Genomic DNA, 26,638 nt, shown 5'->3' on the forward strand with positions numbered 1-26,638 from the left:
GCACCCCGCCGAGTCGCACCACGCCAACGGTGCCGAACGCCTGACGGGCGTCGTGATGGGTGTACGGCCGCGGGATCGGGCGGCCGTGGAACACATCCTCGCCGGCGACCCCGCCTTCGAACTCCGCACGGCCGAGGTCACCGGCGTCCTCGCCATCCGGATCAGCGGCCTCGCCGAGGACCCCGATCCGGCCCTGTTGCACGGCGCGACCGTCCGGGCGGTCTCCCCGTGAACCACCCGTACGACTCGCCCCCCGACGACGGCTCCCCCTCCGGAACCGCCTGTTCCGTGCCCGTCTCACCGCTCCCCCCGTACTTCCGCACCACGAAAGGCTCCGGAGGCCACCCATGTCACTGCCCCGCCGCACCCTGATCCGATCCACCGGAGCCCTCCTGGGCGCCGTCGGCGCCGGATCCCTGCTCGCCGCCTGCGGCGGCTCCTCCGACACCCCCGGCGGCACCGACGGCGCCGCGTCCGACGCCACGTCGGACACCCCGGTCGAGGGCGGCACCCTGCGGGCCGTGTTCGCCGGTGCCGGCGCCTCGGAGTCGCTGGACCCCTTCGCCGGGACCTCCCCCGTGGACTTCGTCCGCAACGACGTCATCTACGACTCGTTGTTCATCCTGAGGGACGGGGCCCCCGAGCCCGCACTCGCCACCGACGCCGAACCGGCCGCCGACGGCATGTCCTTCACGCTGCGGCTGCGCGAGGGCGTGCTCTGGCACGACGGGTCCGCGTTCACCGCCGACGACGTGGCCCACAGCTTCCGCTACATGAGTTCCCCGGACCGGCCCCTGCCCAGCGAGCTCCAGATGTACTTCGACATGGGGAACGTGACCGTCGAGGACGAGCACACCCTCACCGTCCCCACGGTGCAGCCGATCGGCGACCCGGCCACCATGCTCGCCTCCTTCCCGGCGAAGATGGTCAGGAGCGGGGCCACCGACTTCTCGACGGAGAACGCGATCGGCACCGGCCCTTACCGCGTCGCCGCCTTCGAGGCGGGCCGCGAGACCCGCCTGACGCGCTTCGAGGAGTACTGGGGCGGCGCCTCACCCACCGACGAACTGGTGTTCTCCAGCGTCTCCGACCCGCAGGCCCGGGTGAACGCGGTGCGCACCGGTCAGGCCGACTACGCCGGCGACATCCCGTTCAGCACCGCCAAGGCGGGCATCGAGGGATCGGACCTGGAGATACGCACCGCGGGCGACACCAACCGCACCGGTTTCGCCTTCGTCCTCAACGCCAATCGAGCCCCCTTCGACGACCCGAAGGTGCGCCGGGCCGCCCGCCTGGCCGTCGACCGCGCCCGGCTCGTCGAGACCGTGCTGCTCGGTTACGGCGAGCCGGGCAACGACCTGTTCTGCAAGGGCGCCCGGTACTTCAGCGAGGCCCGCCCGTTGAAGCGGGACCTGGAGGAGGCCCGCAGGCTGGTGAAGGAGGCCGGCGCCGAGGGCGCCAAGGTCGTGGCCCGCTCCGCCGAGTACGAGGCCGGCTACAACGACTCCACGAAACTGTTCGTGCAGCAGCTGCGCGAGATCGGTCTGGACGCCGAGGAGCAGATCGTCTCCCTCGCCGAGTTCTTCGACCCGGCGGCCCTCGAAGAGGCCGACTCGGTGACGTTCTCCAGCAGTCCGCTGCCCCTGCCCGTCATCTACGGACGCATGGCCGCCTACCCCTCGTTCGCCCTGCCCGACGATGAGTTCGGGGCCGCGTTCGGGGAGGCGATGGCCGCCCGGACGGACGCGGAACGCCGCACGGCCTGGGCGAAGGCGCAGGACGTGATGGCCGACCGGGGCAACACGGTGGTCTGGGGCGTGGCGGACATCCTCAGCCTGGCCCGGACGAACGTGGCGGGCATCGAGGTGCGCGACCAGGCGAAGTACCCCTACCTCGGCAAGGCCGGTCTGGCGTGACCCTCCTCGCCGGCCCGGTCGGGCGCCGCCTCGCCCTGCGTGTGGCGACCGGCGGCGCCCTGCTGGCCGTGCTGTCCCTCCTGGTCTTCGTCGGCGTCGACCTGCTGCCCGGCGACCCCGTCACGGCCCGCCTCGGCCCGAACGCGACGCCCGAGCGCGTCGCCGAGCTCAGGGCGGCCCGGGGTCTGGACGAGCCGGTCCTCACCCGGTACGCGCAGTGGCTCGGCGGCCTCCTCCGGGGGGATCCGGGCACCTCCTTCTCCGGCAAGCCGGTCTCCGAGATGCTCGCCGACCGCGTCGGCCACTCGGCGCTCCTGGCCGGCCTGTGCGTCCTGCTGCTGGTCCCGGTGTCGCTGGCCGCCGGGCTGTACGCCGCCCGGCGCCCCGGAAAGCCCGCCGACCGGACGGTGTCGACGGGGGCGCTGCTCCTGGTGTCCGTCCCCGAGTTCGTGATCGCGAGCGGACTGGTGCTGCTGTTCGCGGTCGGCCTCGGCCTGCTGCCCGCGGTATCGCTGATCCCTGCCGGGGACCACCCGATCCGACACCCGGACATGCTCGTGATGCCCGTCCTCAGCCTGCTGCTCGTCGCCTCCGCCTACTCGATCCGCGTCATCCGGGCCTGCGCGGTGAGCGTGCTGGCCGGGCCCCGGGTGGAGTTCCTGCGGCTGACGGGGGTGCGCGAGCGCACCATCCTGCGCACCGCCGTGGTGCCGGCCGTGCTGCCGGTCGCCGTGCAGGTGTGGTTGGTGACCGGCGTCGGCCTGGTCGGTGGCGCCGTCCTGGTGGAGAGGGTGTTCGCCTACCCGGGCGTCGGCGACCTGCTGGTGACCGCCGTGCTCGGCGGCGATCTGCCCGTGGTGCAGGCCATCGTGATGATCCTGGGGGCGGCCATGCTGCTGGCCCTCGTGCTCGCGGACCTGGCGGTGGTCCTGTTGACGCCCCGGCTGCGTACCGGAGGCGCCGTATGAGCGGAGGAATCCCCACGGCCCCCATGAGCCCCACGGCTCCCACGGCTCCCACGGGCGGGATCGGCACCGGCGGCGGGAGCGGGACGAGCCGCACGGGGCCCCGGGCCGCGTACGCCTGGTGGGGTCTGTGCGCCACGGGGCTGCTGCTGATCCTGCTGGGGCCCGAACTCGCCCCGCACGGCCCGACCGCCACCCCGGGGCCGCCGTACCGGCCGCCCGCCGCCGGCGCCCCGCTCGGCACCGACCACCTGGGCCGGGACGTTTTGTCCATGGTGCTGCACGGCGGACGACCGCTGCTGCTGACGGGCCTGCTCGCGGTCGGCATCGGCAGTGTGTTCGGCGCCTCGGCCGGGCTGCTCACCGCCCTCGCCGGCGCCCGGTCCCGCCTGCCGCGGATGCTGCTGATGCGCCCCCTGGACGCCCTGGCGGCCGTACCCCCCGTGCTGCTGGTCCTGCTGATCCTCACCGCCCTGCCGGGACGGGTCGGCTTGATCACCGCCATCGCCCTGGCCGGGACACCGCTGTCGGCCCGGGTGGCGTACGCGGCGGCGGAACAGGTCGTGGGGCGGGCCCACGTGGAGGCCGCGATCGCCCGGGGCGAGAGCCGGTGCCGGCTGCTGGGCCGGGAGGTCCTGCCCCTGGTGGCGGGGGCGCTGCTCGCCGACGCGGGCATCCGGTTCACCGGGGCCGTGTACCTGGTCGCCGCCGCCGGCTTCCTGGGGGTGGGCGGCTCGTCCGACGCCGACTGGGGACGGCTGATCGTCGAGGCCCTCCCCGGTGCCTCCCTCCAACCCCTGGCACTGCTGGCCCCGGTGCTGGCCGTGGCGCTGGTCGCGGTCACGGTCAACCTGGCGGCCGACTCCGCGGGTCACCGTTCCCGGAAGGTGCTCGCATGACAGCCGACTCCTCGACCTTCCTCACAGCGGAGGGCCTGCGCCTGGAGACCGCCGACGGCCCGGTACTGGACGGGGTGGACCTGTCCCTGACCCGGGGCGAGAGCCTGGCCGTCGTCGGCTCCTCCGGATCCGGCAAGACCACCCTGGCGCTCGCCCTGCTCGGCCACCTCCGGGACGGGATCCGCCACACCGGTGGCCGCGTCCGCGTGCGCGGGGCGGACATCCTGCCGCATGCACCCGCCGGGGTGCGGGGCTCCCTGATCGGATACGTCGGCCAGGACCCCGGTGCCGCTCTCAACCCGTACGCCCGGATCCGCACGACCCTCCTCACCGCCGCCGGCCGGCTCCCGCGCGGGGAAAGGGACACGACGGTGCGCCGGCTGCTGGAGCGGGTGGGGCTGCCCGGCGACACCGCTTTCGCCCGCCGCTACCCGCACCAGCTCTCCGGGGGCCAGCAACAGCGGGTCGTGCTCGCCGCCGCCCTGGCCCGCGACCCGGCGGTCCTGATCCTGGACGAGCCGACCACCGCTCTCGACCCGCCGGCCAAGGCCGGGGTGCTCCGTGAACTCGGGGCGCTGCGCGAACGCGGCATCGGGATGGTGTGGATCAGCCACGACCTGATCGCGGTGGGCGCGTTCGCCGATCGGGTGATCGTGCTCGACGGCGGCCGGATCGCGGAGGAGGGGCCGGCGCGGCGGGTCCTCACCGCACCGCGGTCGGCCGCGGGCCGGCGGCTGGTGGCCGCGGGCACCCGGTCCACCGCGCGGCACACGCGGACGCCCCCCGCCTCCGGGAGGGCCGGCGCGCCCACGGCGGTGACGGCCCCGGACACCGGAGCCCCCCTCCACGGGGCGAACCCCCCGGACACCGCCGCCGGTTCCGATTCCGGGAAAACCGACGGCCCTGTGCTGAGGGCGTCCGGACTCGTCGCCCGCCACGGCTCCACCACCGTGCTCCACGGCGTGGACCTCGCCGTGGAGGACGGCGAATGCCTGGCGGTGCTGGGCGTGTCCGGGGTGGGCAAGAGCACCCTGGCGCGCTGCCTGACCGGCCTGCACCCGGCCGCCGCCGGCACCGTGGCGCTGCGCGGCACCCCCCTGGCCCCGGACGTGCGCGGGCGCGACCGGCGCGAGCGCGCGGCCGTCGGGCTGGTCGCCCAGAACCCGGCGGAGGCCCTGCACCCCCGGCAGGACGTGCGGACCGCCCTGGTACGACCGCTGAAGCGGCTGTGCGGGATCACCGACCGTGCGGAACTCGACCGCCGCGTGCGGGACCTGTTGGAGTCCGTTCACCTGCCACCGGGCTTCGCCGGGCGGTTGCCCGGTGAGCTCTCCGGCGGGCAACGGCAGCGGGTGGCACTGGCCCGGGCGCTCGCGGCGCGGCCGTCCGTACTGATCTGCGACGAGGCCACCTCCGCGCTCGACACCGTGGCGCAGGAGGGTGTGCTGGCGCTGCTCGCCGAGCTGCGCGCCCGCACCGGCCTCGCCGTCCTCCTGATCACGCATGACGCCCGGGTGGCACGGGACGCCTCGGATCGGCTGCTCGTCCTGGCCGACGGGCGGGTGGCCGCCACCGGCCCCACCCCCGTCCTGCTGCCCCCCGGGGACAGCCCCGAGGAGCAGGTGACACGGCTGCTCACCGCGCCCGCGGGCGCGGTCCGTCCAACTCCGTACGACACCGACCGAGGAGCCTCACTCGTATGACCGCGACCGAGCTCATCAGCGAACTCAAGGCCCTGGGCGTCGACCTCTGGGCGGAGTCCGGACAGCTCCGTTTCAGAGCACCGCGGGGGGTGCTCACCGAGGAACGCCGGGCCGCCCTGCGCGAGCACAAGGCGACCATCCTGGAACTGCTCGACGAGCGGAACGCGACGCGGACGGTCACCGCCGACCCGGGGGCCCGTCACGAGCCGTTCCCGCTGACCGACGTGCAGACCGCCTATCTGCTGGGTCGGCACGACCCCTTCGCCTACGGAGGCGTCGCCTGCCACGGCTACCTGGAGGTGACCTACCCCCGGCTCGACCCGGACACGCTGGAGGACGCCTGGAACCGGCTCGTCGCCCGGCACGACATGCTGCGCGCCGTCATCGAGCCGGACGGCCTGCAGCGGGTACTGCCCGAGGTGCCGGGGTTGACCGTGCGGTGCGTGGATCTGCGGGGCGCCGAACCCGCCGCGGTGGAAACGCACTTCGAGTCCGTCCGGGCCGAGCTGGGACACCGGCTGTACGACACGACCACCTGGCCGCTGTTCGAGGTGCGGCTCACCCGCACCGACGACGGCGACGTGCTGCACATCTCGCTGGACGCGCTGATCGCGGACTGGGCCAGCGCGGGCATCCTGCTCGACGAACTCGACGTGATCCTCGACGGCGGCGAACTCCCGGAACTCACCGTGCGGTTCCGGGACTACCTGTTGGCGGAGAGGGGACTGCGGGACGGCGCCCGCCACCGGCGCGACCGCGACCACTGGCTGGCCCGGGTCGATGAGCTGCCCCCCGCGCCCGAACTCCCGATGCCGACCGGCCGCTCGGAGGCGTCGGTCCCCGCCCGCTTCGAACGGCACCACTTCCGGTTGTCCGCCGAGCGCTGGCTCCGACTGTGCGAACGCGCCCGGGGCCACGGCCTGACCGCCGCCACGACCGTGCTCACCGCCTACGCCCTGGTCCTGGAGCGCTGGAGCCGGCAGCCCCGGTTCACCCTCAACCTCACCCTCCTCAACCGGCTCCCGCTCCACCCCGAGGTGGACCGTCTGATCGGCGACTTCACCTCGGTGAACCTGCTCGCGGTCGAGGGCGGCGCGGACACGGCCTTCCACGAGCGGGCCGCCGCGATCGGCACCCGGCTCTTCGCCGACCTCGACCACCGGCTGTACTCGGGCGTCGAGGTGATCCGGGAGATCGCGCGCCGGCGCGGACGCGAGGCGGCGCTGATGCCGGTCGTGTTCACCGGGGCGATCGGTCTGGGACCGGGCGGAACCGCCGGGGCGGACCGCGCCCCGCGGCGACGCACCGGGTACGGCATCACGCAGACCCCGCAGGTCCTCATCGACTGCCAGGTGACCGACGACGCCGACGGCCTGGAGGTCAACTGGGACGTCCGGCAGGGCATGTTGCCCGAGGGCCTGGTCGAGGACATGTTCGCCGCGATGGGTGCGCTGCTCGGCCGCCTCGCCGACTCCGACGAGGCGTGGCTGGACCCCCGGCCCGTCGGTCTGCCCGACTGGCAGGCCGAGGAACGACGCCGGGTCAACGACACCGCGCGCCCGCTGCCCGAGGGGCTGCTGCACGAGGCCGTGCTGCGCCGGGCCGAGCGGACCCCGGACGCGCCCGCCGTCATCACCCCGGCGGGGACGCTGACCTACGGGGAGCTGCTCCGCCGGGCGAACGGGGTGGCCGCCGCGCTGCTGTCGGCCTCACCGCCCGTCGGGCCCTCGGAGCGCGTCGCCGTCGTCATGGACAAGGGCGCCGATCAGGTCGTGGCCGTGCTCGGCACGCTGCTCGCCGGTGCCGCCTACCTTCCGGTGGACACCACCCAGCCCGCCCTGCGCCGGAACAAGGTGCTCCTCGACGCCGGGGTGCGCCACGTCCTCACCCGGTCCCGGCTCGCCGAGCGGGAGGGGTGGCCGGACGGGCCGCGGGTGATCGCCGTGGACCGGGTGGAACCGGCGGACCACCGACCCGTCGTGGTGCCCGACGACTCCCTGGCCTACCTCATCTACACCTCGGGGTCCACGGGCGATCCCAAGGGCGTGATGATCACTCACCGGGCGGCGCTCAACACCGTCGTGGACGTCAACGAACGGTTCGGGGTCACCGAGGGGGACCGCGTCCTCGGGGTGGCACAACTGGGCTTCGACCTGTCGGTGTACGACATCTTCGGTCCGCTGTCGGCCGGTGGGGCGCTCGTCCTGCCCGCGTCCGATCGCCGGTCCGATCCCTCCCACTGGGCCGAGCTGATCGCCGCCCACAAGGTCACGGTGTGGAACACCGTGCCCGCCCAACTCCGGATGCTCGCCGACTACCTGGCCTCCGAATCCGGCGACGTCGGTTCGCTGCGGCTGGCGCTGCTGTCCGGCGACTGGATACCCGTCACCCTGCCCGACCGGATACGGAACCTCGTCCCGGGGTTGCGGGTGATCGGCCTGGGCGGTGCGACGGAGGCCGCGATCTGGTCGATCCACCACCCCGTGGAACGGGTTGAACCGGGGGCGGCGAGCATCCCGTACGGCACCCCGCTCGCGAACCAGGGCTTCCGGGTGCTCGACCACGCGTGGCGGGACGCCCCCGTGTGGGTGCCCGGCGAGCTGTACATCACCGGTGCCGGTCTCGCCGAGGGGTACTGGGGCGACGGGGAACTGACCGCCGCGCGCTTCCTCCACCACCCGGTGGATGGTCAACGCCTTTACCGCACCGGCGACAGGGGGCGGTATCTGCCCGGCGGCGCGATCGAGTTCCTGGGCCGCGAGGACAACCAGGTCAAGATCCGCGGGCACCGCGTCGAACTCGGCGAGATCGAGGCGGCGCTGCTCGCCCACCCGAAGGCGGCCGCCGCCGCCGTGGTGGCGTCGGGGGAGGGACGCGAGGACCGGGTGCTGCTCGGGTTCGTCCAGCCGTCGGAGGCCGACCCCGGGCAGGCCCTCCCGCCGGAGGCCCTCGACCGGATCACCACGGCCGCCCGTGCCGCCGCGGACCGGGAGACGAGCACCCTCGACACGTCCGGGGTCACCGACCACGTGCGCCGACTGCACGACGCGGCGCTCGCGGCGATGCTGGGCGCGCTGTGCCGACGCGGCCTGTTCACCGCCGACGACCGGGAGCACACGGCCGAGGAGGTCCTGGCGGTCGCCCGGGTCCACGAGCGGCACCACTGGCTGGTACGCCGCTGGCTCACCGCCCTCACCGAGCACGGTTGGCTGCGCCACGACCCCGCGTCGGACCGGTACGCGCGGCTGCGCGCGACGGATGACGAGGAGGTGGCCGCGGCCTGGCGCCGGGTCGCCGAACTCGGCGTTCCGGCGGGGTTCTGCACCCGGGAGTTCGTGGCGTACCACGAGAAGCACGTGGAGCGGCTGGACGCGCTGCTGGACGGCGAACAGGACCCCTTCGAACTGCTCTTCCCCGAGGGCCGCACGGACGTGGCGCTGGCCCTGTACGCCGACGACTCCATCGCCCGCCACCTCAACCAGGGCGCCGCCGCCCTGCTCAACCGCGTCGCGGCGAGCCGCGCGGAGGGCTCCCGGCTGCGGATCCTCGAGACGGGGGCGGGCACCGGCGCGATGACCTCCCGGATCGTCCCGCTACTCGAGGGGTACGACGTCGACTACCACTTCACCGACGTCTCCGCGTTCTTCCTCGCCGCCGCGCGGGAGAGCTTCGGCGACCGGCCCCGGATGCGCTTCGGCCGGTTCGACCTGGACGGCGACCCCCGGGCCCAGGGGCTGGCCCCGTGCTCGTACGACGTCGTCGTCTGCTCGGGCATGCTCAACAGCGTCCGGGACCCGCGCGCGGCCCTGGCCACCGTGGCCGGACTGTTGGACGGGGACGGCTGGCTGGTGTTCACCGAGCCGACCGGTGAGCACCCGCATCTGCTGCTGACCCAGGGCTTCATGATGGAGCCGGAGGGCGGGGACCGGGCCCGGGGGCACAGCAAGCTGCTGACCCGGGAGCGGTGGACGACGCTGGTGGAGGAGGTGGGCGGCGAGCCGGTGCTGTCCCTGCCCGACGACGACCACCCCATGGCCGCGCAGGGCATGCACCTCTTCGCGGCCCGCTTCAAGACCGGCCGGGCCCGGGTGAGCGGTGAGGAGCTGGGGGCCTTCCTGGCCGAGCGGCTCCCCACCCACATGGTTCCGGCCCGGCTCCAGGTCGTCGACGCGCTGCCGGTCACCGCCAACGGCAAGATCGACCGCCGGACGCTGAGCGGTTGGCGGCTCGCCGCCCCCGAGACCCACGACACCGCGACGGACACCGCCGAGGCGGGAGATCTGGAGGGCAGGCTCGGGCGGTTGTGGGCGTCCGCGCTCGGACTGCCACGACCGGTGGGGCCGGGGGACAACTTCTTCGACCTCGGCGCGGACTCCCTCGTGCTGGCCCGGGTCGCCGGGCGGTTGAGGGAGGAGGTCGAGGAGGCGGCCGACGTCCCGTTCGACACCCTGCTGCGGCAGATGCTGAACGAGCCCACGGTGGCCGCGCTCGCCGCGTCCCTGCGCTCGGGCACCGGCGAGGCCGCCGGCGAACCGACCGCGGAAGCCGCCCCCGCCGGTGGCACGGGCGTCGGCGGACTGCTGGGCCGCCGGGCCGCGCGCAGCAACGCGTTGATCATCCCCTTCGGCGGCGACGGGGCCGGTGACGGGCGTCCCGCGCGGGTGCTGTTCCACGCGGCGCTGGGCACCATGGACTACTTCCGTTCCCTGGCGAGGGAACTCGTCGCCCAGGATCTGGGACCGGTGCTCGGACTCGCGGTGGCGGACCCGGAGGAGTACGTCGCGGTGGAGCCGAGGGATCTCATCGCGCGGATCGCCGACGACTACACCGAGCGGTTGCTCGCCGAGGGGCACACCCGCTTCCAGCTCATCGGCTACTGCCTGGGCGGGCTGACCGCCACCGAGGTGGCCCGACGCATGCTGGAGCGCGGGGTGGAGGAGGTGGACCTCACACTCGTCGACAGCATCCCGATGCTGGTCGACACCGACGAGGAACTCGCCCTCGAAGCCGTCTTCGTCCCCAACCTGGATCTCGACCCCGCCGAGGTCGTCTTCGGCGGCGAGGTCGACAGCGCCGACATCTACCGGGCGTTCGAGCTGCTGACCCGGCGGCACGGTGGCCGGGTGCCCGCCGGGGCCATGGCGGAACTGTCCGGCGACCCCGGCCTGGAGGCCGTCGCCGCCGCCGTACGGGAACAGAGCGCGATCTCCCCGGACGAACGGCTCGCCCGGTACGCACGGCACTCCGCCGGCCGGGCCGGGGTCCCGGTGGGTCCCGAACTGATCCCCGCCCTGTACCGGGTGTTCCGCCACAGCGTGCTCGCCGCGCACATCGAACCCGAGCCGTACTTCGGCGACATGACCTTCCTGCGGGCGGTGGAGGAGCAGTCCTTCGGCATCACCGCCGGGGTGGGCCACCTCGCGCAGAAGTTCTGGGAGAAGACCTGCGTGGGCCGGTTCGACGTGATCGACGTGCCCGGCAACCACTTCAGCGTCATCGAGCCCCCGCAGGTCACCGAGGTGGCCCGGCACATCGGCGCGCGAATCGACGGAGGACAGAGGTCATGACATCCACCACCGTGGACGGCCCGGCGGGAACGGAGGAACACCCCGCCCCCGGAGCCGGGGGCGGACCCTCCCACCCGCCGAAGGACGCGCAAGCGGCGCTCCGCGAACTGCGCCGCCCCGTCGCCGGGCTGACCCGCGCGGGTGTTCTCCTCGGAGGGCTCGGCGCGCTCACCACGCTGGTCCCCTTCATCGGCATAGCCGAACTGGCCAAGGAGTTGTTGCGGGCGGACGGCGTCGACGGCGGCAGGGCGGCCGGCATCGTCGTGGTCATCGTGCTCGGGCTGGCCCTGGGCTGGACCTGCACGGGGGTGGCCCTGTGGCTCACCCACGTCGCGGACTCCCGCCTCCAGGCCCTGCTGCGCCGTCGGATGGTGGACCGGCTCGGCGGGGTCGGCCTCGGCTGGTACTCGGCGACCACCTCGGGGCAGGTGCGCAAGGCCGCGCAGAACGACCTCAACGACCTGCACCACCTGGTCGCGCACCACGACGTCGAGGCGGCCGCCGCGGTGGTCCTCCCGCTCGGCGGACTGACCTACCTGTTCTGGCTGGACTGGCGGCTCGGCCTGCTGGCGATGGCCACCCTGCCCCTGTACGCCCTCGCCTACGGCTGGATGATGCGCGGCATCGGCGACAAGCTCCAGCAGATGGACACCGCGTTCGGGCGGGTCAGCGCGGCGATCGTGGAGTTCGTGCACGGCATCGCGGTGGTGAAGTCCTTCGGGACCACCGGTCGCGCCCACCACGCCTACCGCGAGGCCACCCACTCCTTCGGCCGACGCTACGAGGGGTGGGTGCGCCCGATGCTCCGTCTGGAGGCGTCGACCTCGATGGCACTGTCGGCACCCGTGATCGCCGTGGTGAGCCTGGCGGGCGGCATCTGGTTCGTGGAACGCGGCTGGGTCGGACCGATCGACGTGCTCGCCCAGGTGCTGGTCGCGCTGATCATCCCCACCACGCTCCAGACCGTCAACGAGGGCTTCACCGCGCGCGGCGCGGCCCGCGCCGCGGCCGAACGGATCACCTCGCTGCTCGCCACGCCCGTGCTGCCGGTCGCCGAGCGGCCGGTACACCCCCGCGGCCACCTGGTGGAATTCGACGACGTCACCTTCGGCTACGGGAGCCCCGACGGCGAGGTCGGCCCCGATGGCTCCGACGGCCCCGACGGCGGGTCCGGGGCCTCGCGCGCGTCCGGTGAGCCGGACGGGGTCGCCGTACGCGGCGTCAGCCTGACCTGTCGTCCGGGGACGGTGACGGCCCTGGTCGGACCCTCCGGCGCCGGCAAGTCGACGCTGGCGAAGCTGCTGTTGCGGTTCCACGACGTCACGGACGGCGCGATCCGCGTCGGCGGGGCCGACCTGCGCGACATCGCCCCCGAGGAGCTGTACCGCACGGTCGGCTTCGTCCTGCAGGACGTGCAGCTGCTGCACGGCACGGTGGCGGAGAACCTGCGCCTGGGTCGTCCCGACGCCACGGACGAGGAGCTCCTCGCCGCCGCCACGGCCGCGCAGATCCACGAGCGGATCACCGAACTGCCGCGCGGCTACGACTCGGTGATCGGCGAGGAGGCCCGCTTCTCCGGCGGGGAGGCGCAGCGGCTCGCCATCGCGCGGGCCCTGCTCGCCGACACCCCGGTACTGGTGCTGGACGAGGCCACGGCGTTCGCCGACCCGGAGTCCGAGGCCCGGATCCAGGACGCGCTGTCCGCCGTGGCGACGGGCCGCACGGTCCTGGTCATCGCCCACCGGCTGTCCACGATCGTCGGCGTCGACCGGATCGCCGTGCTCGAGGGCGGGCGCCTGGTCGAGACCGGAACGCATCGGGAGCTGATCGCCGGAGGCGGCACCTACGCGCGGATGTGGGACGCGTACGGGGGCGACACATCCGGAGCCGAGGCCCCCGGAGCCGAGGCCCCCGGGGACGAGGCCCCCGAGGACGGCACACACGCGAACACGGCACCGGGGACGGACTCCGGACGGCCCGAGAGGAGCGAGGCATGATCCGGGACCTGGCGAGGATCCTCGGCCCGGCCCATCGCGGCGCCCTGCGCACCTATCTGGCCTGGCTGGTCGGCTACGCCGTACTGCAGGGCGTGTCGATGGCCCTGCTGGTCCCGGTGCTCGACGCGCTGCTGCGAGGGGACACCGGGCAGGCCCTGCGGTGGCTCGCGGTGATGGCGGTGGTCGTGACCGCGACCTGCGTGGCCCGCTACGTCCAGGCGATGAAGGGCTTCGGCCTGTCCCTGGTGACCCTCGGCACCCTGCACGACCGGTTGGGCGACCACGTGGCGCGGTTGCCCCTGGGATGGTTCACCACCGAGACCACCGGACGGCTGTCGAGGAGCGCGACGGGCGGGGTGCAGAGCGTCACCACGGTGACCGCGCACCTGCTGGCACCCGTGGTGTCCGGTGTGCTGACACCGGCGACGATCGCCGTCGCCCTGTTCGTCTTCGACTGGCGACTGGGGGTGACGGCGGTGCTGTGCGCGCCGCTGATCCTGCTCACCCACCGCTGGTCGGCGGCGGCGGTCGGCCGGGGCGAGGAACGCGCGGACGCCGCCGCGACCGTGGCCGCGAGTCGGGTCGTCGAGTACGCCCGCAACCAGCAGACGCTGCGCGCCTTCGGCCGCGCCTCCGGCGGCTACCGGCCGCTGGAGGACGCGATCGCCGCCCAGCGCACGGCGGGCGGACGGTGGCTCGCGGAGACCTTCCCGAAGATCCTCTCCGGCGGTCTGGTGGTGCAGTTGTCCTTCGCGGCGCTGATCACCGTCGGCACGCTGCTGGCGGTCGACGGCTCCATCGAGCCGGTGCGACTGGTCGCGCTGCTCGCGCTGACGGCCCGGTTCACCGGGCCGTTGTCCGAGGCCGCCGCCCGGGCCGGCGCCCTGCGGATGGCGGGCAACGACCTGCGCCGGCTCGTCGAGATCCTCGACGAGCCGCCGTTGGCGGAGCCGGAGGAGTCCCGGCCGCTCACCGCTCCGGGGGAGATCGAGTTCGACCGCGTCGGCTTCGGCTACCGACCGGGTGAACCCGTGCTGCGGGATGTCTCCTTCCGGGTGCCGGCCCGCACGATGACGGCCGTCGTCGGTCCCTCCGGCGCCGGCAAGACCACGCTCACCCGGCTGATCGCCCGCTTCTTCGACGTCGACTCGGGCAGTGTGCGGGTCGGTGGCGTGGACGTACGACAGCTGACCGGCGAGGACCTGATGTCCCAGCTGTCGCTGGTGTTCCAGGACGTGTACCTGTTCAACGACACGCTGGAGGCCAACATCCGGGTGGGCAGGCCCGACGCCTCCGATGCGGAGGTGCGCGAGGCCGCCCGGCTGGCCGGGGTCGACGAACTCGTCGCCCGGCTTCCGCGGGGCTGGGAGACCCGGGTCGGCGAGGGCGGCATGTCGCTGTCCGGCGGCGAACGCCAGCGGGTCTCGGTGGCCCGCGCCATCCTCAAGCGGGCTCCGATCGTCCTGCTCGACGAGGCCACCGCCGCCCTCGACCCGGAGAACGAGCGGTACGTGCAGCGGGCGCTGCGCACCCTCATGGAGCACTCCACGCTGCTGGTCATCGCCCACAAGCTGCCCACGGTGGTGGCCGCCGACCGGATCCTCGTCCTCGACGGGGGCGGTGTCGCCGAGGTCGGCACCCATGAGGAGCTGCTGGCCGCCGGGGGACGGTACACCGCGTTCTGGAACGAGCGGCGGCGCGGCGACGGCTGGCGCCTGGTCCCCACGGCGCCGGAGGGGGGTGTCGGACGGTGACCACTCGCAGAATCGGCGTCATCGGCGGGTACGGGGAGGTCGGCGCGAGCGCCGCCCGGCTGCTGTACGGCTCCGGCCTCGGCCCCCTGCGGATCGGCGGCCGGAACGCCGAAGCCGCCCGCCGCTTCGCCGACACGGAACTGTCCGGCGCCGACGGCCGGGGCCGCCCCGCCGCCGAGCACGGGCGCGTGGACTTCACCGACGACGCTTCGGTGGCGGCGTTCGCGGAGGGCTGCCGGGTCCTGGTGAACTGCGCGGGGCCCTCGCACCGGATCGGTGACCGTCTCGCGCGGGCGGCCCTGCGCGCGGGAGCGGACTACGTGGACGCGGCGGGCGACGAACCGCTGCACGACCGGCTCGACCCGCAGGCGTGGGCCTCGGCCGGGCGGGGGGCGGTGCTCTCGGCCGGCCTGAAGCCCGGGCTCACCGCGCTGCTCCCGCGCTGGGTCGCCGCCCGCGACTTCGACGAGGTCGACCGCCTCTCCGCCCATCTGTGCGTACGGGACCGGTTCACGGTCACGGCGGCCGAGGACTACCTCCGGGCCGCCGAGGAGGGACGCGTCGAGATGCTCGCCGCCTGGCGGGACGGCGCCCGCCGCTCCGCCGCGAGCGTCCGCACCACCCGGGTCGAACTGCCCTTCTTCCCCGGGCCGGTGGCGCTCCTGCCCCATCTCGGCCCCGAGGAGGAACGGCTGGCCCGGTCCCTGGGAGTGCGGGACGGCGACTGGTGCACCGCCCTGGCCGGGGAGCACACCGGCCGGGCCTTCGACCGGGTGCGCACCCTTGCCCCGCAGGAGGCGGTGGCCGCCCTGTGCGGGGCCAGCCGCCTCGATCTCGCGGGCCGTGAACCCTTCGTCGGCCTGGTGGTGAGCCTCCACGGGACCCGGGACGGGCGCCCGCGCACCCGGACCGCCGTGCTGAGGGGACGCTCCAACTCCGGTCTCACCGGTGCCCTCGCCGCCCTGGCGGTGGTGGCGTTGCTGCGCGGCGAGGTCGCGCCGGGCCGGCACTTCGCCGGGGAGGCGCTGTCCCCGGCCCCCACCGTGGAGCGGCTCCGGGCCGTCGGGACCGCGGCCGGGTTCGAGGGATTGACCGTGCTCGACGGGGCGTACACCGAGCCGGTCGCGGCGGAGGAGGGGGTCCTGTGAACCACACCACCGCGCCCACCCCGGCGACCCTGCTCGACGGGGCCCGGGCCGCCGGTCTGTCCGCCCTGCGCTCCCGGAACCCCGGCGTCGACCCCGGGCGGATGCCCGGGGCGATGGACACGCTGGGCCGGATCGGTCTCGCCGCCGTCGCCTCGTTGCTCGCCGCGAGTGGCGCGCTGCGACCCGATGGCCCGCCCCGCACCCCGGGGCGGATCATGGACGGGCTGGCCGTCGCCCCCCGGCACGTGTGGCTCGTGCGCCTGTGGCTGGACGCCCTCGTCGCGGACGGCGTGCTGGTCCGCTCCGACGACGGGCGGCGGCTGAGCGCGGCCGGAGACCTCCCGGCGGGCGCGGACGAAGACCTGGAGGAGGCGTACGCCGCTCTCGGGTTCCCGCCCGTCATGCCCGCCTTCCACCGTTCGGTGCTCGCCCGGCTGCCGGAGCTGCTGCGCGACGAGGTGTCGGTGCGGCAACTGCTGTTTCCCGACGGTGACGCGTTGACCGCGCTCGCCGGGTACCAGACGAGCGCGGCCGGCGACTACGTCAACGCGGCCGCCGGCCACGCCGTGCGGGAGGTGGTCGAGCGCCTCCGTCCCCGTGCGGCCCGGATCGTGGAGCTCGGTGCCGGCGCCGGGGTCTGCACCTCGGCGGTGCTGGGCGCGTTGGAGGGTGTGGGCGCCGACCACGACTACCTGTTCACGGACGTCTCCCGGCTGTTCACCGTCGCCGCGCGGGACCGGTACGCCCCGACGCACCCGGGCCTGCGCTGCGCGCTGCTCGACATCGACGGGGACTTCACGGCGCAGGGGCTGGAGCCCGGCAGCGCCGACGTCGTCCTCGCGGGCAACGTCCTGCACAACGCGACCGACGCCGCGGCGTCGTTGCGCCGCGTCCGGGAACTGCTGGCCCCCGGCGGGCGGCTGGTGTTCACGGAGTCCGTCGGCGAGAGTCGGGCCATCCTCACCTCGATGGCGTTCCTGCTCTCGCCCGAGCCCGGCAGACCCCGCCCGGGCAGCGGCGACCGGAGGCGGGAGACCGGCAGCTCGTTCCTGGACGCGGCCGGCTGGGAGGCCGAGTTGCGGGCGGCGGGCCTGGTCCCGCTGGGTTCGCTGCCCCACGCCTCCTCCCCCATCGCCTCGGTCGGCCAGTACCTGTTCCTCGCCGACGCCCCCTCGGAGGGCAGCTCATGACATCGACGCATCCCGTGGCCGCCGGCCTCGAACGGCTGGGTGACGCGCCCGCCCTGTTCCACGGCCGTACGGTGCTGACGGGCACCGACCTCCTGCGCGCCGGGGGCGTGGGCGGTGCCGCGTTCGAGGCGCTGGACCGCCGGCTGGCCGTCGTCCTCGCACCGGGCGGGGCGGCCGGCGGGGCGGCGGAAACCCCGGCGGCGGACCCGGACGACCTCGTGCACCGGCTGCGCGGGGCGTACGGGGAGGAGGCGCACCGGGTCGCCGTCTTCGGCGACTACGTCCACGCGTCCGGTGACGCCGTGCTGGCCGCGTGGGCCGCCGGAGCGGCCGTGGTCTGCGGCCACGACTCGCTCCACCCCGCCAGGGCGCTGGCCCTGCTGGAGCGCACCGGCGCCGACCGTGCCTTCGCCCCGGCCGACCTGCTGTCCGCCCTGCCGGAAGACCCCTCCGCCCCTCTGGTGGATCTGAGCCGGCTCGCCACGGTGGTGTACTGCGACGGGCCGTTGCCGCAGGCCCGTACCGCCGCGCTCCGGGACGGCACGGGGGTCTCGGTGGTCCATGTGGCGCCGGGCCCGGGGTCGGCCGCCGGGGAACCCGGCGGCGAGCCCGTCGATCCCGCCGGGGCCGCCCGGGCGGCCGCCGACCGGGCGCTCGCCGGGGTCGACCTCCACGAGGCCGTGGCCGCCGTCGATCTGGTGTCCCGGGCCTCGCTGCTGTCGATGGTCGTGGCCCTCCGCCGTCTGGGCCTGTTCACCAACGCGTCCGGGCACACCGGGGACGAGGTGCTGGGCGGGGGCCGGATCGCCGAGCGGCACCACGGCCTGGTGCTGCGCTGGCTGGCCGTGCTGACCGCCGAGGGGCTGCTGCGCCGGCACGGCGACCGGTTCCATCTCGCGTCCCCGGACGAGGAGTACACCGGTCGGGCCCCGGACCACGCCTGGGACGAGGCGGAGAAGGCGTGGCGGGCCACCACCGGCTCGGTCGACACGGTGGCCTACGCGCGCCACAGCGCCGGCCTGCTGCCGGACCTGCTGACCGGCGGGACCGACGCGGTCTCGTTGCTCTTCCCGCGGGGCAGCACCGCCCTCGCGGAATCGCTGTACCGGGAGGGTGTCACCGCTCGCTACCAACACCACGCGGTCGGCGGCCTGTTGGGCGCCATCGCCGATCGGTGGCCGCGACACCGCCCGTTGAGGGTGCTGGAGGTGGGGGCGGGCACCGGCGCGACGACCGAGCGGGCCCTGCCCGCGCTCACCGCCCGGGGCGCCGACCTCGGGTACCTGTTCACCGATGTCACCCCGTTCTTCCTGGAACGGGCCCGGCGGCGCTGGGGCGCGGAACCGGGGGTCGAATTCGGTCTGCTGGACATCGACCTGCCCACCCGGGAACAGGGCTTCGCGCCCGGTTCCTTCGACATCGTCGTCGCCGGCGGCGTGCTCAACGCGGCTCGTGACACCGACACCTCCCTCCGGTCGCTGGCCGGGCTGCTGGCGCCGGGCGGATGGCTCGTCCTGACCGAGCCGACCGCCGAGGAGCACTGGGTGATGATCACGCAGGCGTTCCTGCTGACCGACGCCCGGGACGCCCGGACCCGGACCGGGGCGACCTTCCTCTCCCTGTCCCAGTGGCGCGAGGCCCTGGACTCGGCCGGCCTCCCGCGGGTCGTGGACCTCCCGGAGCCGGGCCACCCACTCGATCGCCTCGGGCACCGCGTCTTCGCCGCCCGGCGCTCCCCCGACTGAGAACCCGGCCGCCCGCCCGACGGCCGATCCGATACGAGAACGAGGAACACCATGTGCGGAATAACCGGTTGGGTGGCGTTCGACCAGGACCTCACCCTGCGGGGTGACACGGTCCACGCCATGACCGCCACCCTCGCCGACCGCGGCCCCGACGACGGCGGGGTGCGCCTGTACCGACACGCGGCGCTGGGGCACCGGCGCCTGGCGGTCATCGACCTGCCGGGGGGCGTGCAGCCCATGACGGCCGACACGCCCGACGGCGAGGTCACCCTCGTCCACTCCGGCGAGGTCTACAACCACACCGAACTGCGGCGGGAACTCTCCGACCGCGGGCACCGGTTCACCAGCCGCAGCGACACCGAAGCGGTGTTGCGCGGCTACCTGGAGTGGGGTGACGCCGTCGCCGAGCGACTGACCGGCATGTACGCCTTCGCCATCTGGGACGAACGGCACCGGCGACTGGTGCTCGTGCGCGACCGCATGGGCGTCAAGCCGCTGTACTACCACCGCACCGGTGACGGACTGCTCTTCGGCTCGGAACCCAAGGCCGTCCTCGCCAACCCCGCCTTCGCGCGCCGCGTGGACACCGCCTGCCTGCGGGAGCTGGTCGGCTTCACCAAGGCGCCCGGCTGGGCGCTGTGGAAGGACCTGCACGAGGTGGAGCCCGGCACCGTGCTGACCCTCGATCCGGGTGGGCTGCGCCGGCGCACGTACTGGCGGCTGGAGGCCGCCGAGCACACCGACGACGCGGCGACGACCGTCGCCCGGGTGGCGGAGCTCCTCGGCGGGATCGTGCCGGAACAGCTCGTCTCCGACGTGCCCCAGTGCGTGCTGCTCTCCGGAGGTCTGGACTCCAGCGCCATCACCGCGCTCGCGGCCCGGCACCAGGACGCCGTCGGACACAAGACCCGTACCTTCTCGGTGGACTTCGCCGGCCACGAGGAGAACTTCCGGCCCGACGAGTTGCGGGACACCCCGGACGCCCCGTTCATCCGGGACGTCGCCGCGCACATCGGCGCCGACCACCGGAACGTGCTCCTCGATTCCCGCGCGCTGACCGATCCGGAGCTGCGCCGGGCCGTCGTCGCGGCCCGCGACATGCCCATCGGGCTCGGCGACATCGACAGCTCCATGCTGCTGCTCTTCCGGGCCATCCGGGAACACTCGACGGTGGCCCTGTCGGGCGAGTTCGCCGACGAACTCTTCGGCGGCTACGCCTGGTTCCACCATCCCGCCGCGCGCGACGCGGACACCTTCCCCTGGCTCGCCTTCCAGAACACCTACACCGCCGACCGCACCGAACCGCTCCGTCCCGAACTGCGCTCCGCCCTGGACATCGGCGCCTACGTGGCCGACGAGTACGCGGGCGCCGTCGCCCGGGTGGAGCACCTGCCGGGCGAGGACCCCTTCGAGCGGCGCATGCGCACCAGCAGCCACCTGCACATCACCCGACTGGTGCGGGCCATGCTCGACCGCAAGGACCGCATGTCGATGGCCACCGGGCTGGAGGTCCGCGTCCCGTTCGCGGACCACCGTCTGGTGTCCTACGTCTACAACGTGCCCTGGTCCGTGAAGACCATGGACGGCCGCGAGAAGAGCCTGCTGCGGCAGGCCGTGGCCGACCTGTTGCCCCGCTCGGTCACCGAACGTGTCAAGAGCCCCTACCCCTCCACCCAGGACCCGGTGTACGTCACCGCCCTCCAGGAGCAGACCCGGCGGGTCCTCGACGACGACGGCCACCCGGTGTTCGCCGTCTTCGACCCGGCGTGGGCCCGGCGCACCGCCGACACCGACGCGGCGGCCCTGACCGGGGCCGAACGCACCGGACTCGAACGCCTCCTCGACTTCCACGTCTGGGCCGACCTCCACCGCCCCGAGCTGATCCTGCCGTAACCGGCACACCGAGCCCACCGGCACCACCGACACACCGGTCCCACCGACACCGGCCCCGCCGACCCGGGGCCGCGTGTCCGGCCCGCACCACCCCGACCTCCCGGAGAACCACATGAACAGCCCCCTTCCGTCCGCCCCGCTGCCGCTGGGCCCGGACTTCATCCAGGACGCCCACACCGTGGCCGCGGACCTGCGCGCCGCCACGCCCGTCCGCTTCGTCGAACTCCCCGGAGGGTTCCCCGTCTGGCTCGTCACCGGCTACGAGGAGGCCCGCGCCGCCGTCACCGATCCCCGGCTGAGCAGCGACGGCGTCTACGACCGACTGGAACGGCTCCGGCTGGGCGGCGGAGAGGACACCGAGAGCCACTTCGCCCCCGAACTGGCCAGGAACCTGCTCAACCTCGACCCCCCGGACCACACGCGACTGCGGTCCCTGATCACCAAGGTGTTCACCCCCGCGGCGGTGGCCCCGTTGCGTCCGCGCGTCGAGGCGATCGCCGACGAACTCCTCGACGCCATGGAGAAGGCCGGCCCCGACAGCGAACTCCTCGCCGACTACGCCCTGCCGCTGCCCATCCGGGTCATCTGCGAACTGCTCGGCATCCCCTTCCGGGACCGCGATCGTTTCACCGAGTGGACGCGCACCATGGTCGCCGCGGTCACCCCCGAGGAGATCGGCGCCGCGTCCATGCGCATGGCGTCCTACTTCGGTGACCTGATCGAGGAGAAGCGCCGCGCTCCCGGTGACGACCTGCTGACCCGGCTGGTGAACGTCAGCGACGACGACGGCGGACGGCTCTCCCGTCACGAGCTGATCGCCACCGCCGTCGTCCTGCTGACCGGCGGCTTCGAGACCACCGTCAACCTGATCAGCAGCGGCGTCCTGGCCCTGCTGCGCCACCCCGACCAGCTCGCCCTGCTCAGGGAGCGCCCGGAACTGCTCCCCGGGGCGGTGGAGGAGTTCCTGCGCTACGAGACCCCGAACAACCTCTCCAGCCCCCGCTACGCGACCGAACCCGTCGACCTCGGCGGTGTCACCATCCCCACCGGCCACTTCGTGATGATCTCCTGGCTCGCCGCCAACCGCGACGGACGGTTCACCGAGCCCGACCGGCTCGACATCACCCGCCCGGCCGGTGGCCACCTGGCCTTCGGCCACGGCATCCACTTCTGCGTCGGGGCCGCGCTCGCCCGGCTGGAGGGCGAGATCGCCTTCGGCCGGTTGCTCGCCCGGTTCCCGGACATCGAACCGGCGGTGGACCCGTCCTCCCTGCGCTGGCGCTTCTCCACCGCCATGCACGGTCTGGAGGCCCTGCCCCTGCGGCTGGGTCCCGCCTCGCGCTGACCCCGGGCCCCGGGCCCCGGGCCCCGACCACAGTCGTCCCGACAACAGGAGGTGCCGGCATGGCCGCCGGATTCCCGGACGGATTCGTCCCCTGGCCGAAGGACACGGCCGATCACTACCGCGCGAAGGGGTACTGGCAGGGCAGCACCCTCGGTTCGATCCTGCGGGACGGCGCCCGCGAGCGGCCCGACCACACGGCCGTGACCGACGGCGAACGGCGGCTCGGCTACCGGGAGCTGGACCGGGAGGCCGACCGGCTCCGCGCGGGCCTCGCGGCCCGCGGCATCCGGGCCGGCGAACGCGTCCTGGTCCACCTGCCGAACATCATCGAGTTCGTCCCGTTGTGCTTCGCCCTGTTCCGGCTGGGGGCGGTGCCCGTGCTCGCCCTGCCCGCGCACCGCGAGACCGAGATCGTGTCCCTGGCCCGGCTCTCCGGGGCCGTCGCCTACGTGATCCCGGACGAGCACGCCGGCTTCGACCACCGTCCGTTGGCCCGCTGCCTGCGCGAGCGGGTCCCCTCCGTCCGGGAGGTGATCGTCGTCGGTGACGCGGACGGGTTCACCTCGTACGGGGACGTGGTCGCCGCCGCGCCCTCGCGGCCAAAGGACGGGACCACGCCGGAACCGGACCCCTCCGAGGTGGCCGTCCTGCTCCTGTCGGGCGGCACCACGGGACTGCCGAAGCTGATCCCCCGGACCCACGACGACTACCACTACAACGTGCGGGCCAGTGCCCGGGTGTGCGGCTTCGACGAGGACACGCGCTACCTGACCGCCCTGCCCATGGCGCACAACTTCCCCCTCGCCTGCCCCGGCATGCTGGGCACGCTGTGGGCGGGCGGCACGGTCGTGCTGAGCACCGGCGCCAACCCGCACGACGCCTTCCGGCTGATCGAATCCGAGGGCGTCACGGCCACCGCCCTGGTGCCGCCGCTCGCCCTGGCCTGGCTCGACGCGGCCGAGCAGGGCGCCGGCCGGCCCGGCACGCTGAAGCTGCTCCAGGTCGGCGGCAGCCGCCTGAAGGAGGAGACCGCCCGGCGGGTCGGCCCGCTGCTCGGCTGTTCCCTGCAACAGGTGTACGGCATGGCCGAGGGGCTGCTGAACTTCACCCGGTCCGACGACCCGCCGGAGCTCGTTCTCACCACCCAGGGCCGCCCCCTGTCCGAGGGCGACGAGGTGCGGATCGTGGCCCCGGACGGGAGCGAGGTGCCGGACGGCGAAGTGGGCGAACTCCAGGTGCGCGGCCCCTACACGATCCGCGGCTACCACCGGGCCGAGGAACACAACGCGACCGCCTTCACCCCGGACGGCCACTACCGCACCGGGGACCTGGTGCGCCGGCTGCCGAGCGGACACCTGGTGGTGGAGGGAAGGACCAAGGACGTCATCAACCGGGGCGGCGACAAGATCCCCGTCGAGGAGGTGGAGAACCACCTCCTGGCCCACCCGGCGATCCACGACGTGGCCCTGGTGGGCCTTCCCGACGACACCCTGGGCGAACGCACCTGGGCCTGCGTCATTCCCGGGGGCACTCCGCCGACCCGCCGTGAACTCCTCGCCCACCTCACCGCCCGCGGCGTCGCGGCCTACAAGCACCCCGACCGGGTGCGGATCATGGACGACTTCCCGCGCACCGGACTCGGCAAGGTCAACCGGCGGGAGCTCGCCCGACGACTCCGCGAGGCGTGACCCGGCACGCCCGACCCGGCACACGGGACCCGGCACCCGTGATCCGCCCGGCGTGATCGCCCAGCCGTCCCACCCCCGAGAACACACCCCAAGGAGGCCCGGGTGGACAGCCCCCCGAACGAACTCATCGAGGACGCGCGACGGCTGATAGCCGACGCGCTGGACGAGCCGGAAGGCTCCATCTCGGACGACGACCACCTGATCGAGATCGGCCTCGACTCGATCTCCCTGATGAAGGTGGCGAGCGCGCTGCGCGCCGCCGGCTGCGACGTGGAGTTCTCCGAACTCGCCCGCACCCCGACGCTGGCCGCCTGGCGGCGGCTGCTGGACCGCCCCCGCTCCGCCCCGGCCGAGGAGGAGCCGACCCCGGGGGCGGACCTCACGGTCCCCTTCGAACTCGCGCCCATGCAGCACGCCTACTGGATCGGCCGGCAACGCGGTCAACGGTTCGGCGGGGTGGGGGCGCACTTCTACCACGAGTTCGCCGGGCCCGCCGTGGACGCCGAGCGGCTGGAGAACGCCGTACGGGCACTGATGCGTCACCACCCCATGCTGCGGGTGCGGGTCGACGAGGACGGGCTCCAGCACGTCCTGCCCGAGCCCCCGTGGCCCGGCCCGACCGTCCACGACCTGCGCTCCCTCGGCCCGGAGAAGGCGGAGAGCGCCCTGCTGGAGCTGCGCGACAGGCTCTCCCACCGCCGGCTGGACATCACCGTCGGCGAGGTCTTCGACGTGCAGCTGTCCCTGCTGCCCGACGGCACCGGCCGTACCCACGTCAACCTGGACATGCTGGTCGCGGACGCCATGAGCTTCCGCATCCTGCTGACCGACCTGGCCGCCCTGTACGCCGACCCGCAGAGCCCGCCGGAGCCCGTCGGCTACGACTTCCCGAGGTATCTCGCCGCCCGCGCCACGCAGCGCGCCGAGGCCCGGGACCGGGCCCGGGCCTGGTGGCGGGAGCGGCTGGCCGACCTGCCCCCGGGTCCCGCGCTGCCGCTGGTCGACGACGCCCGGGACGCGGAGCACACCCGGGTCGACCGGAGGCACTTCCTGCTCACCCCCGAGCAGCGCGCCCGATTCACGGAGCGGGCCAGGCGCCGCGGGGTGACCCCCGCGATGGCCGCCGCGACCGTGTTCGCCGAGGTGATGGCGGCCTGGAGCGAGCACCCCCGGTTCATGCTGAACCTGCCGTTGTTCGAACGGGAACGGTTCCATCCCGAAGTCGACCGGGTGGTCGGCGACTTCACCAACTCCCTGCTCCTCGCCGTCGACACCTCCCGGCCCGCCGACTTCGCCGAGCGCGCCCGGCGGGTCCAGTCCGCCTTCCAGGACGCCGCCGGACACAGCGCGTACTCCGGCGTCGAGGTACTGCGCGACCTCTCCCGCGCACACCACGGCGAACAGGTGCTGGCACCCGTCGTCTACACCAGCGCGCTGAACGTGGGCGAACTGTTCTCGGAGGAGTTCCAGGAGATCTTCGGGCAGCCGGAGTGGGTCGTCTCCCAGGTGCCGCAGGTGTGGCTGGACGCCCAACTGTCGGAGGTGCGCGGCGGCCTGCTGGTGAACTGGGACGCCCGGGAGACCCTGTTCGCCGAGGGCGTGCTCGACGCGATGTTCGCCGCCTACCGGTCCCTGTTCGAGCTGCTCGCCGCGGACGGCACGGACGCCGCCTGGGACCGTCCCGCACCGGAGCCGGTGCCGGACGGGGTCGGGGACGACCGCAGCCGCGTGATCGACGCCCGGGGCCGGACGCGTCCCGCCATGGTCCCGGGTGAGCTGGAGGTCGACGGCCGGCCGACCGGCGTACGCGCCCGGTACCTGCCCGGCGGACGCATCGACGTGCTCGGACCCCGTGAGCCGGTCCGGACGGGCCCGGTTTCGGGTTCGGCGCCCGGTCCGGTTCCGGTTCCGGCTTCGGCTTCGGCTTCGGGGCATCGGGACGGGGATCGGACGCGGGACGACGCCGCGTCCGAGCCGCCGCGGGGCCCGGTGGAGGAGGCCGTCGCGGACATCTGGAGGGACCTGCTGGACGTGCGGGACATCCACCGCGGGGACGGCTTCTTCACGCTCGGCGGCGACAGCCTGCTGGCCACCCGCTGCCTGACCCGGCTGCGCGCCGCCGGTTTCGAGGGCGTCGACATCACCGTCCTGTTCGAGCATCCCGTGCTCGCCGACTTCGCGGCACGGCTGCGCCCCGGCCCGACCGGGCAGCCGGCCCCCGCCCTCCCCGCGCTGCGCACCGACCCGGCGGGAAGGCACGAGCCGTTCCCTCCCACCGACGTGCAGCGGGCCTACTGGCTCGGGCGCGCGGAGGGATTCACCCTGGGCGGCATCGGCTGCCACTTCTACCGCGAGTACGACGTCACCGACCTGGACACGGACCGTCTGGAGGAGGCCGTCAACCGGCTGATCGCACGCCACGAAATGCTGCGCGCGGTGTTCGACGAACGCGGCGACATCCGCGTCCCGGAGGACGTGCCCCGCTTCACCGTGCGCGTCACGGACACCGGACAGGAGGGCTTCGCGGACCTGCGCGAGGCCATGTCCCACCAGGTATTCGATCCCGCCCGGTGGCCGCTGTTCGACATCCGCGTCGCCCGCGCGGGCCGGCGTTTCCGGATCGGCGTCGGCCTGGACAACCTCGTCCTGGACGCGCTGAGCGTCCTCGGCTTCTACGCCGAACTCGGCACCCTCTACCAGGACCTCGACGCCCCGCTCCCGCCCGTGGAGCTGTCCTTCCGCGACTACGTGGTCGGCGTGAGCCCGGACCCCGACGCCCGGGCCGCGGCCGAGAAGTACTGGATGGACCGGGTCGAATCCCTCCCGCC

Annotated in this window: 14 protein-coding genes and 1 pseudogene; all 15 read left to right on the forward strand. The window is 74.1% G+C overall.

The features are described from left to right. Positions 1–232, forward strand: a pseudogene (locus tag FNQ90_RS00215) (VOC family protein); the annotation flags it as partial. 115 nt (positions 233–347) lie between these two features. Next, positions 348–1,916 (forward strand): ABC transporter substrate-binding protein, encoded by a 1,569-nt coding sequence (locus FNQ90_RS00220; RefSeq protein ID WP_182604377.1) that lies wholly within the window; start codon positions 348–350, stop codon positions 1,914–1,916. Next, positions 1,913–2,884, forward strand: coding sequence for an ABC transporter permease (locus tag FNQ90_RS00225; RefSeq protein WP_182604378.1), 972 nt, complete (start codon positions 1,913–1,915; stop codon positions 2,882–2,884). Before FNQ90_RS00220 ends, FNQ90_RS00225 begins: the two co-directional genes overlap by 4 nt. Positions 2,885–2,907: 23 nt before the next feature. Continuing rightward, positions 2,908–3,780, forward strand: a complete 873-nt coding sequence (locus tag FNQ90_RS00230) for an ABC transporter permease (protein WP_182604379.1) — start codon at positions 2,908–2,910, stop codon at positions 3,778–3,780. Then, on the forward strand, positions 3,777–5,483 hold the full coding sequence (locus FNQ90_RS00235) for an ABC transporter ATP-binding protein (RefSeq protein ID WP_182604380.1): 1,707 nt from the start codon (positions 3,777–3,779) through the stop codon (positions 5,481–5,483). Before FNQ90_RS00230 ends, FNQ90_RS00235 begins: the two co-directional genes overlap by 4 nt. Continuing rightward, positions 5,480–11,050 carry a non-ribosomal peptide synthetase gene (locus FNQ90_RS00240; protein ID WP_182604381.1) on the forward strand — a complete coding sequence of 1,857 codons (5,571 nt, stop codon included), beginning with the start codon at positions 5,480–5,482 and terminating at the stop codon, positions 11,048–11,050. The genes FNQ90_RS00235 and FNQ90_RS00240 overlap by 4 nt, the downstream gene beginning before the upstream one ends. Then, positions 11,047–13,047: an ABC transporter ATP-binding protein gene (locus FNQ90_RS00245; protein WP_182604382.1), complete on the forward strand. Its 2,001-nt coding sequence runs from the start codon at positions 11,047–11,049 to the stop codon at positions 13,045–13,047. The genes FNQ90_RS00240 and FNQ90_RS00245 overlap by 4 nt, the downstream gene beginning before the upstream one ends. Then, entirely contained in the window at positions 13,044–14,801 is a 1,758-nt protein-coding gene (locus FNQ90_RS00250) for an ABC transporter ATP-binding protein (RefSeq protein ID WP_182604383.1), read from the forward strand. Before FNQ90_RS00245 ends, FNQ90_RS00250 begins: the two co-directional genes overlap by 4 nt. After that, positions 14,798–15,949, forward strand: coding sequence for a saccharopine dehydrogenase NADP-binding domain-containing protein (locus FNQ90_RS00255; protein ID WP_323379701.1), 1,152 nt, complete (start codon positions 14,798–14,800; stop codon positions 15,947–15,949). The genes FNQ90_RS00250 and FNQ90_RS00255 overlap by 4 nt, the downstream gene beginning before the upstream one ends. Then, entirely contained in the window at positions 15,946–17,139 is a 1,194-nt protein-coding gene (locus tag FNQ90_RS00260) for a class I SAM-dependent methyltransferase (RefSeq protein ID WP_182604384.1), read from the forward strand. The genes FNQ90_RS00255 and FNQ90_RS00260 overlap by 4 nt, the downstream gene beginning before the upstream one ends. Continuing rightward, entirely contained in the window at positions 17,136–18,884 is a 1,749-nt protein-coding gene (locus FNQ90_RS00265) for a class I SAM-dependent methyltransferase (RefSeq protein WP_182604385.1), read from the forward strand. Before FNQ90_RS00260 ends, FNQ90_RS00265 begins: the two co-directional genes overlap by 4 nt. Positions 18,885–18,935: 51 nt before the next feature. After that, on the forward strand, positions 18,936–20,777 hold the full coding sequence (asnB, locus tag FNQ90_RS00270) for an asparagine synthase (glutamine-hydrolyzing) (RefSeq protein ID WP_182604386.1): 1,842 nt from the start codon (positions 18,936–18,938) through the stop codon (positions 20,775–20,777). Positions 20,778–20,889: 112 nt separating this feature from the next. Further along, positions 20,890–22,122, forward strand: a complete 1,233-nt coding sequence (locus tag FNQ90_RS00275) for a cytochrome P450 family protein (RefSeq protein ID WP_182604387.1) — start codon at positions 20,890–20,892, stop codon at positions 22,120–22,122. A gap of 59 nt (positions 22,123–22,181) precedes the next feature. Further along, complete coding sequence (locus FNQ90_RS00280) at positions 22,182–23,810, forward strand: (2,3-dihydroxybenzoyl)adenylate synthase (protein WP_182604388.1); 1,629 nt, start codon at positions 22,182–22,184, stop codon at positions 23,808–23,810. 102 nt (positions 23,811–23,912) lie between these two features. Then, positions 23,913–26,638, forward strand: a 2,726-nt coding sequence (locus tag FNQ90_RS00285) for a condensation domain-containing protein (protein ID WP_323379702.1), incomplete at its 3' end; no start/stop codon positions are given.

It is taken from the genome of Streptomyces alkaliphilus, from assembly GCF_014141535.1.
GTDB classification, from domain to species: Bacteria; Actinomycetota; Actinomycetes; order Streptomycetales; family Streptomycetaceae; genus Streptomyces; species Streptomyces alkaliphilus.

What these genes read in the sequence shown, in the direction of transcription:
- FNQ90_RS00220 (WP_182604377.1), top strand. Translation starts at nt 348, where the DNA reads ATGTCACTGCCCCGCCGCACCCTGATCCGATCCACCGGAGCCCTCCTG.
- FNQ90_RS00230 (WP_182604379.1), top strand. Translation starts at nt 2,908, where the DNA reads ATGAGCCCCACGGCTCCCACGGCTCCCACGGGCGGGATCGGCACCGGC.
- FNQ90_RS00265 (WP_182604385.1), top strand. Translation starts at nt 17,136, where the DNA reads ATGACATCGACGCATCCCGTGGCCGCCGGCCTCGAACGGCTGGGTGAC.
- FNQ90_RS00275 (WP_182604387.1), top strand. Translation starts at nt 20,890, where the DNA reads ATGAACAGCCCCCTTCCGTCCGCCCCGCTGCCGCTGGGCCCGGACTTC.
- FNQ90_RS00235 (WP_182604380.1), top strand. Translation starts at nt 3,777, where the DNA reads ATGACAGCCGACTCCTCGACCTTCCTCACAGCGGAGGGCCTGCGCCTG.
- FNQ90_RS00250 (WP_182604383.1), top strand. Translation starts at nt 13,044, where the DNA reads ATGATCCGGGACCTGGCGAGGATCCTCGGCCCGGCCCATCGCGGCGCC.
- FNQ90_RS00240 (WP_182604381.1), top strand. Translation starts at nt 5,480, where the DNA reads ATGACCGCGACCGAGCTCATCAGCGAACTCAAGGCCCTGGGCGTCGAC.
- FNQ90_RS00280 (WP_182604388.1), top strand. Translation starts at nt 22,182, where the DNA reads ATGGCCGCCGGATTCCCGGACGGATTCGTCCCCTGGCCGAAGGACACG.
- FNQ90_RS00245 (WP_182604382.1), top strand. Translation starts at nt 11,047, where the DNA reads ATGACATCCACCACCGTGGACGGCCCGGCGGGAACGGAGGAACACCCC.
- asnB (WP_182604386.1), top strand. Translation starts at nt 18,936, where the DNA reads ATGTGCGGAATAACCGGTTGGGTGGCGTTCGACCAGGACCTCACCCTG.